Consider the following 13,242-nt stretch of genomic DNA (forward strand, 5'->3'; position numbering starts at 1 on the left):
ATGACGGACGCCGCCGACCATGATTGTTCACCACGACACCGCCACGCCGACGCTGTCGGTCATGGACTCTCGCTCGCAGGTGATCCGCCGCGTCGGCTATTGCCGACATCCGGACCAGCCCGACATCGACCCGCGCATTACTCGGCAAATGTTCGATGCGGCTGGACGTCAGGTGGCGTCGTGGGACCCGCGATTGTGGGGAACGGCGCCGAAACCGAATCTGGCCACGGCTTATGGGCTGAGCGGTCAGGCCTTGCTGACGGACAGTGTCGATGCGGGTTGGCAGTTGAGTTTGCTGAACCAGGCGGGTTTGACCTGTTCGTTCTGGGATGCACGAGGTAGCCAGCGTCACACCGAATTCGACGAACAGCAGCGTCCGGTGGCACTGAAGGAGCAGGCCCGTGGCGAGCCATCTCGTGTGGTCGAGCGATTGACCTATGCCGCTGCCAGCGATGCGTTCGCGCAGCACAACCAGTGCGGTCGCCTGATCCGCCATGACGATCCGGCCGGTAACCGCATCATCAACGACTACGGTCTGACCGGTGCCGAGCTGGCCGAATCCCGGCGCTTTCTGACAGTGCTCGACCTGCCTGACTGGCCCACCGATCCCGACGTTCGTGACGAGTATCTTGAAGAAAAGTCGTACATAACCCGTCACGCTTTCTACCCGACGGGCGAACTGCAGCGCCAGATCGATGCCATGGGCAATACCCAAACCGTTCATTACAACGTATCGGGCAAACCCTCCGCGACCTGGCTTCTACTGGCCGGTGAAGGTAAGCCGTTGCAGTGTCTGTTCAGTGATATCCAATACAACGCTCAAGAACAGATCGAACGTGAGACCGCCGGAAACGGCGTCGTCAGCCGCGCTGAATACAGCCCAGATGACGGCCGGTTGCTCAGCCTGATCGCCGGTCTCGGTGAGCAACCTCCATTGCAGAATTTGCATTACGGCTACGACCCGGTGGGCAACATCGTCAGCCTGGAAGATAAAACCCAGGCCGTCACGTACTTCAATCACCAGCGCATCGAGCCGATCAGCCGTTATCGCTACGACAGCCTGTATCAACTGGTTGAGGCCAAGGGCTGGGAAGTCAGTCAGCCGAGCCATGGCCCGGCGTTACCGGATCTGCTGCCCACACCGCTGGACCCTAATCAACGGCGCAACTACACCCAGACATTCGACTACGACACGGCGGGCAACCTGATCACCCGACACCACAGTGGTGCGCCGGGGTTTTCGATGTTCACCTCCGCGCACAGCAATCGAGGTTTGGGGCAACGGGATGACGGTACTTTGCCGGGAGAGCCACAAATAACGCTGGGCTTTGATGCCTGCGGCAATCAACTGGAGCTGCAACGCGGACAGGCTATGCTCTGGGACATCCGCAATCAGTTGAGTCAGGTGACGTTGGTCAAACGCGAGGGCGAAGCTGACGACTATGAGTCGTATGCCTATGACCGACCAGGCCATCGGTTGCGCAAGGCAATTTTCAGCCAATCCAATCGCCGGACTTTGCACAGTGAAATCCGTTATCTCCCTGGCCTGGAAATCCATCGACAGGCCAGTGGCGAAGTACGCCATGTCGTCCGCGTCGAAGCCGGACCTTGCAGCGTTCGAGTGTTGCACTGGCCCGAAGGTAATTACGTCGACCAACAGAGGTACAGCCTCAGCGATCATCTCGGTTCCAGCACATTGGAACTGAATGAGCAAGCGACTGTGCTAACGCAGGAACACTATTATCCCTTTGGCGGTACGGCGTGCTGGGCGGGTAAAAGTGCAGGGGTGGCGAATGACAAAACCATTCGTTATTCGGGCAAGGAGAGGGATGCGACCGGGCTCTATTACTATGGACATCGGTATTACGCGCCATGGTTGCAGCGCTGGATTAGTCCGGATCCAGCTGGAGAAATCAATGGCTTGAACATTTTCTGTTTTGTTGCAAATAATCCTGTCGCTAGGAAAGACGTGGATGGCAGGTTTTTTTACGAAGGTAAAGATGATTTTGTGGAAACAGCACTCATCGGCTCGGAGAAACTGATTGCTGCACGAGGACTTGATGCGTTTCCTATGGACCAAGCGTCTGTAATAAGCTCGCAGTTGTCTGAAGTGGAGAAGGTTTTCGCAGAGGCAACTTATGTGTTAACGCAAGGGTACGCAGAAACCTCAGGAATCTTGCAGAGTTACTTTGGTCCGCAATACAGCGCGGTAGAAAACAGGCTTCCGGGAATTTGGACGCGTGGAAGGGAACTGGCAAATGCCTACGGTAGGCCAGCGGCGAGAGGAAAGTTTTTAGGTTTTATAGCGGTCCCAGGAACAGCGAGGCACTCAACTGCAGAGGTCAGACCTGGCGATTTTTATGGGCGTATTGCTATTAATCTAGACAGAGTTAATGGCAACTCAGGTCTGGTATTGGGGCATGAATTAATGCACTTGAACAGGGTTAGCCGGGTTAGCGCGGTCGGGCCTGGTGCGTTAGATAATTTCTACCTGAACTCTAATTCGCCGGAGCTTTTGAATTACCCAGTGATGCAATATGATTTGCCTGCTCGAGGTCTGTCCGAAGCCATCATGCACGGCGGTTTGAATCTTGTTTTTTCACAACAGTACACGGCGTCTCATCGTGATTTCATTACCTCGGTTGGTAACTATATGGGGATGCCGGATATATTGGATCTTGAAACGTCGATTGAAATGTTTAATCAGGCTCCTCATCTGCGTGCGGAAATGGCGGCTAATAACGCGGATAGTCTTGTTTACGCAGCAAAAAGTATGAGTGATCTGTATCGATCCAGGCAGGAAGACAACAATTTATTCAACAGTTTGCTTTATGGTTGAAATTCGATGCGGGTGACTCGATAGCTATAGTCCAACAAAAGGTTGAGTGACTTGGGGGGCGTACCCCAAGCCACAATGAACAAGAACAACCCACTCAACGCTTGTTCAACCCCCGCGCCAACCGATCGCCACCCAACTGAATCACCGCCACCAACGCCACCAGCAGCACGATCACCGTCAACATGACCTGGCTGTCAAAGCGTTGATAGCCGTAGCGATAAGCGATGTCGCCCAGGCCACCGGCACCAATCGCCCCGGCCATGGCCGAGGAGTTGATCATCGTCACCAAGGTGATGGTGAAACCGCCGACAATTCCCGGCAGCGCTTCGGGCAACAGCACATGCCAGACGATGTGCCAGCGCCGGCAGCCCATGGCTTGCGCGGCTTCGATCAGACCATGATCGACTTCGCGCAGGCTGACTTCGGCAATCCGCGCAAAGAACGGCGTCGCTGCAATCGTCAGCGGCACCACCGCCGCCCACACGCCGTAGGTGGTGCCGACGATCAACCGGGTAAACGGAATCAGCGCCACCATCAGAATCAGAAACGGGACCGAGCGGAACAGGTTCACGAACGCACCCAAGGCGCGATTCAGCACCGGCGCCTGGTAGATCCCGCCCTTGTCGCTGGTGACCAGAATCACCGCCATGGGAATCCCCACCAGCAGGGCGATCAGCGACGACACACCGACCATCACAAACGTGTCGATAAACCCCTGTAGCAAGCGCTCAAACCACATAACCCGACACCTCCACCCGTTGCGCCCAATCACCCGCGCGCTGACGCAACTGCTCGGTGCTCAGCGATGATCCACTGACGGCCAGCAGCAGTTGCCCCAGCGCGTGGCCCTGAATCCGTTCCACACCGCCCTGAAGCAATTTCACCCGTCCGTCGAGTGCGGCGAACAAGGCCGCCAGGTCCGGCTCATCGCCGGCCGCCCCAGTGAACTGCAAACGCAGCACCACAGCGGCGCCGGGCGAGGGCGGTAGCGTGTGCAAACGGCTCTGCAATTCTTGTGGCAAAGCGTGTTGCAGCGGTGCGAGCAACGTCTGGCTGACCGCGTGCTGTGGGTCGCCGAACACTTCCCAGACCGGGCCTTGCTCGACGATCCGCCCGTGCTCCAGCACCACGACGCGGTCGCAGATTTCGCGGATCACCGCCATCTCGTGGGTGATCAGCACGATGGTCAGGCCCAGACGTTTATTGATCTCGCGCAGCAGGCCGAGGATCGATTGAGTGGTCTCCGGGTCGAGTGCCGAAGTGGCTTCGTCGCAGAGCAGAATGTCCGGGTCGTGAACCAAGGCCCGGGCGATGCCGACGCGCTGTTTCTGGCCGCCGGAAAGCTGTGCCGGATAGGCCTTGTGTTTGGCTTGCAGACCGACCAGTTCAAGCAGTTCGCGAACCTTTTTCTCGCGCTGTTCTTTCGGCACCCCGGCGACTTTCAGCGGCAATTCGACGTTCTGCCAAACGGTCTTGGCCGACATCAGATTGAAGTGCTGAAAGATCATGCCGATGCGTCGGCGCAGGGCGACGAGGCGATCTTCATCGAACTCGCCGATGTCGACCTGATCGATCAGCACACGCCCCGACGTCGGTTGCTCCAGACGATTGATCGTGCGGATCAGCGACGATTTGCCCGCGCCGCTGCGGCCGATGATGCCGAACACCTCGCCGCGCTGGATCGCCAGATCAATGCCTTGCAGGGCCGCGACCGGACCTTGCCGGCCGTTATAGGTTTTGCCCAGGCCGATGAAGCGTATGTGGGCGCGATTCAGCTCGGGATGCAGTTCGGTTTTTTCAGCATTGTTGGGCTCTGGAATCTCCAGTCGCCGTTGGATCGCGGCCGTCATGTTCAGCTTTCCCAACCGGCCTGGTACAGCTTGCCGTGGGCCTTATCCAGCGCGGCACGCACGGCCGGCGAGTGCTGGTAGATGTCGACCAATTTGATCAGACGCGGATCGTCCTTGCTCTTGGGCCGGATGACGAACTGGATCACGTATTCCTTGTGGTCGAGACCGTCGAACAGCAGCGCGGAGCCGGTATCGAAGGTCTTGGCCAGACGAATATAGGCCGGGTAGCCCTGGACTAGATCGGCGTCGTCATAGGCGCGCACCAGTTGCACGGCTTCGACCTGAAGGATTTTGATTTTCTTCGGGTTGGCGACGATGTCGTCTTCGGTGGCCTTGTAGCCAACGCCCGGTTTCAGCGTGATCAACCCGGCCTTGGCCAGCAGTTGCAGACCGCGACCGCTGTTGATCGGGTCGTTGGCGATGGCGACGCTGGCGCCTTCAGGCAACTCGTCGAAGCTTTTGTATTTTTTCGAATAGAGGCCGACGTTGTTGATGATCCCCGGGGCGAACGGCACCAGGTCAAAACCGGCGGCGGCCTTGGCGTTTTCAAGGAACGGGATGTGCTGAAAGTAGTTCACGTCGATGTCGCCGGCCGCGAGGCTGACGTTCGGTGCGATCCAGTCGGTGAACTCCACCAGCTCGACTTTCAGGCCTTGTTTGGAGGCCTCTTCGACGGCGGCTTCCAGCGGAATCGCGAACGCGGCGGTGGTGCCGATTTTCAGTGGTGCATCGGCGGCGAACACCGCCGAGCTGAACAGGCCGAAGGTCAGGGCCAGTGCTTTGACTGGGTGGGTCAGGAATTTCTGGGTCATGGTGTGGTTTCCAGTCAGTGCATGAATATGGGTGTCTGGTAGGGCCTCTTCGCGAGCAAGCTTTTAGCGACGAAATGAAGATCCGATGTGTTGCTCGGGCAACTGCGCCCCTGCGTGAAACAGCTTCTCGCGCAAGCTGCCGCTGTCATACGCGGTTTTGTACGACCCACGCCGTTGCAACTCCGGAATCACCAGTTCGATAAAATCGACATAGCTTTCCGGAGTAACGATGCGCGTGAGGTTGAAGCCGTCCAGCCCGGTTTCGGTGATCCACGATTGCAGCTCATCCGCCACTTGCGCAGGCGAGCCGACCACGGTGATGTAGCGACCGCCCAGAGCGTGCTGTTCGAGCAATTTGCGTCGGGTCCAGTCGTTGTTCTGCAGATTCTTGGTCGCGGACTGGATGGCGTTGCTCTTCACGTACTGGATCGGTTCGTCGATCGCGTACCGGGAAAAGTCGACGCCGGTGGACGCCGAAAAATGTGCCACGCCGGCCTCGGCACTGGCGTAGCTCAGGTACTCGGCGTGCTTGGCCCACGCCGCTTCTTCGGTTTCGCCGACGATGACGTTGAGGCCCATGAACACCTTGATGTCCTCGGGATTGCGCCCGGCCTCGACGGCGCTGGCGCGGACTTTGTCCACCTGCACCTTGGTCGACGGTTTGTTCTGGCCGCTGATGAACACGCACTCGGCGTGACGCCCGGCGAACAGCAAGCCGCGATCGGAACTGCCGGCCTGGAACAGCACCGGCGTGCGCTGCGGTGAAGGCTCGCAGAGGTGATAACCCTCGACCTGATAGAACTCGCCCTTGTGCTCGACCTTGTGCACTTTCTCCGGTTGGGCGTAGATCCGCTGCTCGCGATCATTGAGCACCGCGCCGTTTTCCCAACTGCCTTCCCAGAGTTTGTAGAGCACCTCCAGGTACTCGTCAGCCTGATCGTAACGACGGTCATGCTCGACCTGCTCGCGCAGGCCCATGGCTTTTGCCGCGCTGTCGAGGTATCCGGTGACGATATTCCAGCCGACGCGGCCACGGCTCAAATGATCGAGGGTCGACAGGCGTCGGGCGAACAGATACGGCGGCTCATAGGTGAGGTTGGCGGTCAGGCCGAAACCGAGGTTTTTCGTCACCGCCGCCATCGCCGACACCAGCAGCAACGGATCGTTGACCGGCAACTGGATCGACTCTTTCAGCGTGACGTCCACCGAGTTCTGGTAGACGTCGTACACGCCGACGATGTCGGCGATGAACAAACCGTCGAACAAGCCACGCTCCAGCAACTGCGCCAGTTCGGTCCAGTATTCAATGCTGTTGAACTGGGTTGAGTTGTCGCGTGGATGCGTCCATAAGCCGTGGTTGATGTGGCCGATGCAGTTCATGTTGAACGCGTTGAGCAGGATCTTTTTCTTGCTCATCAGATCGTGCCCCGCAATGGCGGGTTTTCATCGTTGAGGTAGTAATTGCCCACCGCGTGGTACTTCCAGCGCACCGGATCGTGCAGCGTGTGCACGCGGGCGTTGCGCCAGTGGCGGTCGAGGCCGTGCTCGATCAGGGTGGCCTGACTGCCGGCCAGTTCGAACAAGGTGCTGGCGGCGGTGAGGGAGATTTCTGTGCTGATCGCCCGTGCTTCGGCGACGGCAATCGAGGCGGCGGCGACCGTTTCGGCGCTGGTCTGGGCCTGAGCCTTGTCGAGGAATTCACCGGCGCGTTCCAGCAGCGCCTCGGTGGCGTGCAGGCGAATGCTCAAGTGGCCGAAGCTCTTCAACGTCAGCGGGTCTTCGGTGGCGTTGTCGTTGCCGGCGTCGATCCATGGGCGCGTCTTGCTACGCACAAAGTGCAACGCATCTTCGTAAGCGGCGCGGGCGATGCCGGTGTCGATAGCGGCGTGAAGAATCTGCGCCAGCGGACCGACGGTGGTCGGACGTTCGAAGGCGCTCTGGAACGGGATCACGTCTTCGGCGGCGACATACACGTCTTCGAAGAGCACCGAACCGCTGCCGGTGGTGCGCTGGCCGAAGCCGCTCCAATCGTCGATCACGCTCAGGCCCTGGCTGTCGCGAGGCACGAAGGCCAGTTGCTGCACGCCGTTTTCATCGACGACGGACGTTGGAATGCGTTGCGCGTAAATCGCGCCGGTCGCATAGAACTTGCGGCCATTGATGCGATAGCCCTCGCCTTCACGCTTGAGGCTGCTGACGCGATGGTGGGCGGTTTGGGTGCCCAGTTCCGCCAGCGCATTGCCGAAGCGCTGACCGGCTAAAACCTCGGCGTACAACCGTTGTTTCTGTTCGTGGCTGCCGTTCACTCGCAGCACTTCGAGGGCGTAGAAATGGTTCTGCGGAATCTGCCCGAGAGAGCCATCGGCCTCAGCGATCAGGGCGATGACGTTGGCCAGCGTCACGTTGGACACACCGGCGCCGCCGTATTCTTTCGGCACGCTGATGCCCCACAGGCCGGAGCGGGAAAACACGTCGAGTTCCGGCAGCGGCAGTCGCCGCTCACGGTCCCGCACGGCGCTGTCGCGTTTGAAATCTTCGGCCAGGTCGCTGGCGATGATCAGGGCTTGCTCATCGCTGGTGATGACCGCGACGGGATGGGAAAGAGGCATAGGTTTCTCCAAGGCTCTTGAGAAGGTGTGCGGTCGTCAGATCCAGGAGTGGCGAGCCGGTAGCTTGCCATTGAGGTGATAGGCGCCGACCGCCTGATATTTCCAGCGCACCGGGTCGTGCAGGGTGTGCACCCGGGCATTGCGCCAGTGACGGTCGAGGTTGAATTCGGCGAGGGTCGCGCGGCTGCCGGCCAGTTCGAAAAGCTTTTCGCTGGCCAGCAGCGAGATCTCGGTGGTCAGCACTTTGGCTTCGGCCACGGCAATTGAAGCGCGGGCGGCGGACTCGGCCGTTATCGGCGCGGCGTGCACTTGATCGAGCACTTGCCCGGCCTTGCGCAGCAGCGCCTGGGCGGCGTGCAGTTCGATTTTCAGTTTGCCGATGTCGGCGATCACGTAGAGGTCATCGCTGGCGCGTTCGACCTTGGCGTCGATCCATGGTCGCGAACGGGTTTTGACGAATTCGATGGTGTCTTCGATAGCGCCACGGGCAATGCCGGCGTCGATCGCCGCCTGAATCAATTGCGAGATTGCGCCTTGGGTGTTCGGGGTTTCGTTGATCTTCCAGTTATCAACGACAAGAGCCGCTTCGACGCGCACGTTGTTGAGCACGATCGTGCCGCTGGCGGTGGTGCGCTGACCGAAGCCCGACCAGTCATCAACAATGCGCAAACCTGGCGTGCCACGTCGGACGAACGCCAGCACTTGCTTGCCATCATCGTTGAGCGCTTTGACCGCAACCCAGTGCGCAAACAGCGCGCCAGTGGAATAGAACTTCTGGCCATTGAGCAGGTAATCGTCGCCGTCGGCGGTGATTCGCGCTTTCAATTGGAGGGTGTTTCTGGTGCCACGCTCAGGGCCGCCATTGCCGATGCGCCAGCCTTCGAGAACACTCTGGAACAGCTGTTGTTTTTGCGCGTCGGTGGCACTGCCGAGCAGCAGATGGATGATGCCGAACTGGTTCTGCGGGATCTGTCCCAACGCCGGATCGGCGGCGGAAATGATCGCGAACACCTCGGCCAGCGTGACGAACGAAACCTGCGGGCCACCGTATTGGCGCGCGATTGCAATGCTGCCCAGACCGCTGCGGGTGAACTGTTCGATCAGTAACCAAGGCAACTGGCGCTGGCGGTCGCGATTGGCGGCTTGCACGAGCGCGACTTGCGCCAGCTCATGGGCGGCCTCAATGGCTTGGGCGTCGTTGCGCAAGACCTGCGCGGGCAACAACAAGGGGGCGATGTCCAGATCAGACTGGACGTTCGCGTCTGCCAGACTGGACATCAGCGCCACTCCCTGGCTGCACGCAATGCCCTGGCGATCTGCACTGGGGTGATTGTGTTCCGGACCATACGACCTACCTCACATCTCATGAATAACGCCGCGAAGTGCGGCGAACGAAAGAATGTCCGGTGGTCCGGTTCATATACCCTAAGCGTGTATAAAAATTAAATGAACTAACTTTTAGGAATATGCATATGAAGGTGTGATGGTCGGGATGCTCAAGCCCTTTGCGGTGAGGGGCCAAGGCTCCTCACTCCGCCTTAGGCTTTATTTTTTGCGGGATTCAGCCGCCTTGCAGGTGGGCTTCAACGGCACTTTCAGATAAGGATTCACGCAACCGATCTTCAGCGTCCTTGGCGGCGCCCAGCGCGAGTTGTTGCCGACCCGGTCGAGGATGCAATAGGTCACGTCCAGGCGCAGATCCTCGCCGGCTTCGACAATCACTGCCGGCGGTACCCAGACCTGAATCGGCAGGCCGACATCCGCTGCCGTGATGGGCGCCAGATCCATGCGAACATCACCCCAGCGCACAGTAATGGCGTCATCCTCGGCCATGTTCGTGTAAGGCTCGATGGTCAACGGCACACCGCGTTTGATCTGGTTCGGGTTCACGCCCTGGCGGCGAATGGTGTCAGGGATCGTTACCGGCGCCAGTTGCTGGTTTTCGTCACCGCACAATGCCGACGGTTGGCCGCCCGGGCAATCGAGTTTGACCTGCACACGGCTTGCCGCCGACAGCGCCGGGCCTTGGCCGACCTGCATCACCCGGTAGTGAATGCGGGCGGTGCCATTGACAATAAAACTTTCCGGCACCCGCAGGTTGACTGTCGCGCCAACGTCCTCGGTCGTCAGTACCTTGGAGGCGACATAGCATTTGTTCCAGAACAGTTCGATCAGGTCGCCGCAGTCCATGTCGGGGTAGGGCGACACCTCGATCAACAGATGAGCGGCAGCAGCCAGATTGATGCCGTTTTTTTGCGCTGACGCCAGGGTCGGCGCTGCCAGTTCGGGGGTATGCGAAGTGCGAGTCATCGATTTCTCTCCTTGAAGCCTTGCAGCGAAGTCCGTTTCTGAAAGAACAAAAGGCGTGAATCAACGGGCAATAAATCTGTGAACTGATGTCCAAGTTAGTGCGGGTTGATTGAACTAAGTAGCGCCGGTTGGCGACTAGATAAGAGTGTGCGGGAAGGGGTGTCAATAGACGGCGTTAGTTAATCAATGAATTACGAACTAATCAGAATATTCCTACGTTGTTGAAGCCGTGTGCCTAGGGTGTATGGTGAACGAGACCACAGAACTCCGGGCTTTTTGCCAGTTTTGGCGCAGCGTTATTTGGTAGCTGCGATGAAAGGCGCGGCGGATTTTATACACGCAATAGTGGTTTCAGAATATATACATGTATCGCATCGGTTCCAGGCAGGTTGTATATATTCAGGAAAGTTTTACGCGGCGAAAAAGGTAACTTCCATCCATGGAAGTTGACGTCTCGCACAGCAAGGGTTTTCAGGTGTGATTCAAAAACTTGCTGAGAAACTGTTTGGTGCGCTCTTCTTTGGGGTCGGCAAACAATGCTTTGGCTTCACCTTGTTCGACGATCACGCCCTTGTCGAAAAACACCACGCGGTTGGCCACGTCGCGGGCGAAGCCCATTTCGTGGGTGACGATGACCATGGTGCGTTTCTCCTCGGCGAGGCCGCGGATGGTCGCCAGTACTTCGCCCACCAGTTCCGGATCGAGGGCCGAAGTCGGCTCGTCGAACAGGATCACTTCCGGCTCCATTGCCAGCGCCCGGGCAATCGCCACGCGCTGTTGCTGGCCACCGGAGAGACGACGCGGATAGGCGTCTTCCTTACCGGCGAGGCCGACCTTGGCCAACAGCTTCATGCCCAGGGCAATGGCTTGCTCGCGCGGCATCTTCTTGACCACGACCGGGCCTTCGATGACGTTTTCCAGGGCAGTGCGATGGGGAAACAGGTTGAAGTTCTGGAACACGAAACCCACATGCTGGCGCAGGTTGCGCACCAGGCTTTGCTGCTGGTTCAGCGGGCGGCTGGTATCGATCTCGATATCGCCGACCTTGATCCGGCCGCTGGTGGGTTGTTCAAGGAAGTTCAGGCAGCGCAGGAACGTGGTTTTACCCGAGCCGCTGGGGCCGATGATTGCCACGACCTCGCCTTCCTTGACTTCAAGATCGATGCCGTTGAGCACGACTTGATGCTTGAATTGCTTGGTCAGTTTTTCCACGACAATCATGGGGTCAGGACTCCTGGTCGTGCCGGTTGACCCGCTCTTCCAACTTGTTCTGCAAGTGCGAGAGCACTGTGGCCAGAATCCAGTAGATCAGCGCGGCGGCAAGATACATGGTGAAGACTTCGAAAGTCCGGGCGGTGATCAACTGCGCCTGACGGAACAGTTCCGGCACCTGGATGGTGGCGGCCAGCGCGGTGTCCTTGACCAGCGAAATGAAGCTGTTGCCCAGCGGCGGCAGTGCCGTGCGCATCGCTTGCGGCAGGATGGCCCGGCGCAAAGTCTGCGCGCGGGTCATACCGATACTCGCCGCAGCTTCCCACTGGCCACGTTCGATCGAACCGATCGCCGCGCGCAGGATTTCACAGGCGTAAGCGGCCATGTTCAGCGAGAAGCCAATCAGCGCGGCGGGCAGGGGGTCGAGTTCCACACCCATTTGCGGCAAGCCGTAATAGATCACGAACAGTTGCACCAGCAACGGCGTGCCGCGAAAGAACGACACGTAGATACGGGCCAGCCAGTTGACTGTTTTGAAACGCGACAGACGCATCAACGCCAGGCCAAAGCCCAGCAGCAGGCCGAAGAACATCCCGCCAAGGCTGAGGACGACCGTGTAGTACGCGCCCTTGAGCAGGAAGGGCGCGGAGTCGAGTGCGAGTTGGAAAGCTTCTTCCATTATTGAGTGACGTCAGCTTGGAAGTATTTTTCCGAGATCTTGGCCAGAGTGCCGTCGGCACGCAGCTCGTCGAGGGCTTTGTTCACGGCAGCCAGCAGTTCCGGTTCACCTTTGCGCAAGGCAATGCCGGACTCCTGACGGGAGAACGCTTGACCGGCCGCCACGGTTTTCGGGGCTTTCTTGGCGTATTCAAGCGCGGCCAGGCGGTCGATCAGGATGGCGTCGGTACGGCCGTTGTTCAGGTCGGCGAACTTGGTCGGATCATCATCGTAGGTGCGCACGTCAGCGCCAGGCACGTTGGCACGAACCCATTGTTCGTAGTTGGTGCCCAGGCCTACGCCGACTTTCTTGCCGGACAGGTCAGCTGCGGTCTTGATGTTCAGCGCGGCTTCTTTGCTTTTGAGCACCAACGCCTGAATCCCGGAGATGGTGTACGGCTCGGAGAAGTCATACTTCTTCTTGCGGTCCTCGGAGATGGTCACTTGGTTGACCACTATGTCCAGGCGCTTGGATTCCAGCGCCGCGAGAATACCGTCCCACTTGGTCGGCTGAATCTTGGCTTTGACGCCCAGTTTCTGCGCCAGCGCTTGGGAGAGCTCGACTTCGAAACCGGACAGCTTGCCGTCGGCATCGACGAAGCTGAACGGTGGGTAAGTGCCTTCCAGGCCGACGTTGATTACGCCTTTGTCCTTGATCTGTTGCAGTTGCTCACCAGCAACCGCCTGGCTGATCAGACCGGCGCTCAGCGCCAGGCCCAGCGAACCGACCAGCAGATTGCGACGTAGTGCGGAAAAATTCATGACAAGCCCCTGTGTTTTCTTATGGAAGACGCTTAAGGAAAGTTGGCGAATTCGGGAATTGGACGACAGCGCTATCCTGCCTTAAAGCAGCTTAAGCGTCTCGCGCGAAATTCGCCTGCGGCGAGACTATA

General features: G+C 58.8%; 11 protein-coding genes. 1 reads left to right on the plus strand and 10 read right to left on the minus strand.

The window, feature by feature from the left end:
- The first annotated feature begins 19 nt into the window (after positions 1–19).
- Entirely contained in the window at positions 20–2,839 is a 2,820-nt protein-coding gene (locus AACY18_RS00485) for an RHS repeat domain-containing protein (protein ID WP_339463955.1), read from the plus strand.
- Positions 2,840–2,933: 94 nt separating this feature from the next.
- Here AACY18_RS00485 and AACY18_RS00490 read toward each other — a convergent pair whose 3' ends face one another.
- The 10 genes from AACY18_RS00490 to tcyJ all read right to left on the minus strand — a co-directional run bounded on the left by AACY18_RS00490 (position 2,934) and on the right by tcyJ (position 13,111).
- A complete protein-coding gene (locus AACY18_RS00490; protein ID WP_339431581.1) occupies positions 2,934–3,578 on the minus strand; it encodes a methionine ABC transporter permease in 645 nt (214 codons plus the stop codon).
- Positions 3,568–4,689: a methionine ABC transporter ATP-binding protein gene (locus tag AACY18_RS00495; RefSeq protein ID WP_339431580.1), complete on the minus strand. Its 1,122-nt coding sequence runs from the start codon at positions 4,687–4,689 to the stop codon at positions 3,568–3,570. Before AACY18_RS00495 ends, AACY18_RS00490 begins: the two co-directional genes overlap by 11 nt.
- Positions 4,690–4,691: 2 nt before the next feature.
- Positions 4,692–5,501: a MetQ/NlpA family ABC transporter substrate-binding protein gene (locus AACY18_RS00500; protein WP_339463956.1), complete on the minus strand. Its 810-nt coding sequence runs from the start codon at positions 5,499–5,501 to the stop codon at positions 4,692–4,694.
- 63 nt (positions 5,502–5,564) lie between these two features.
- The gene (locus AACY18_RS00505) at positions 5,565–6,917 is read right to left on the minus strand and encodes an LLM class flavin-dependent oxidoreductase (protein ID WP_339463957.1); all 1,353 of its coding nucleotides are present in this window, start codon (positions 6,915–6,917) and stop codon (positions 5,565–5,567) included.
- Positions 6,917–8,110, minus strand: coding sequence for an SfnB family sulfur acquisition oxidoreductase (locus AACY18_RS00510; protein WP_339431577.1), 1,194 nt, complete (start codon positions 8,108–8,110; stop codon positions 6,917–6,919). Before AACY18_RS00510 ends, AACY18_RS00505 begins: the two co-directional genes overlap by 1 nt.
- Before the next feature lie 36 nt (positions 8,111–8,146).
- Positions 8,147–9,388 (minus strand): SfnB family sulfur acquisition oxidoreductase, encoded by a 1,242-nt coding sequence (locus AACY18_RS00515; RefSeq protein ID WP_339463958.1) that lies wholly within the window; start codon positions 9,386–9,388, stop codon positions 8,147–8,149.
- 267 nt (positions 9,389–9,655) lie between these two features.
- Complete coding sequence (locus tag AACY18_RS00520) at positions 9,656–10,420, minus strand: hypothetical protein (protein WP_339463960.1); 765 nt, start codon at positions 10,418–10,420, stop codon at positions 9,656–9,658.
- A gap of 471 nt (positions 10,421–10,891) precedes the next feature.
- Entirely contained in the window at positions 10,892–11,641 is a 750-nt protein-coding gene (tcyN, locus tag AACY18_RS00525) for an L-cystine ABC transporter ATP-binding protein TcyN (protein ID WP_339431574.1), read from the minus strand.
- A 4-nt stretch (positions 11,642–11,645) separates the two neighbouring features.
- Positions 11,646–12,311 (minus strand): cystine ABC transporter permease, encoded by a 666-nt coding sequence (gene tcyL / locus AACY18_RS00530; protein ID WP_339431573.1) that lies wholly within the window; start codon positions 12,309–12,311, stop codon positions 11,646–11,648.
- Positions 12,311–13,111 carry a cystine ABC transporter substrate-binding protein gene (gene tcyJ / locus AACY18_RS00535; RefSeq protein ID WP_339431572.1) on the minus strand — a complete coding sequence of 267 codons (801 nt, stop codon included), beginning with the start codon at positions 13,109–13,111 and terminating at the stop codon, positions 12,311–12,313. The genes tcyL and tcyJ overlap by 1 nt, the downstream gene beginning before the upstream one ends.
- Positions 13,112–13,242 lie beyond the last annotated feature (131 nt).

The organism is Pseudomonas sp. EA_65y_Pfl2_P74 (assembly GCF_963970575.1).
Classification (GTDB): domain Bacteria; phylum Pseudomonadota; class Gammaproteobacteria; order Pseudomonadales; family Pseudomonadaceae; genus Aquipseudomonas; species Aquipseudomonas baetica_A.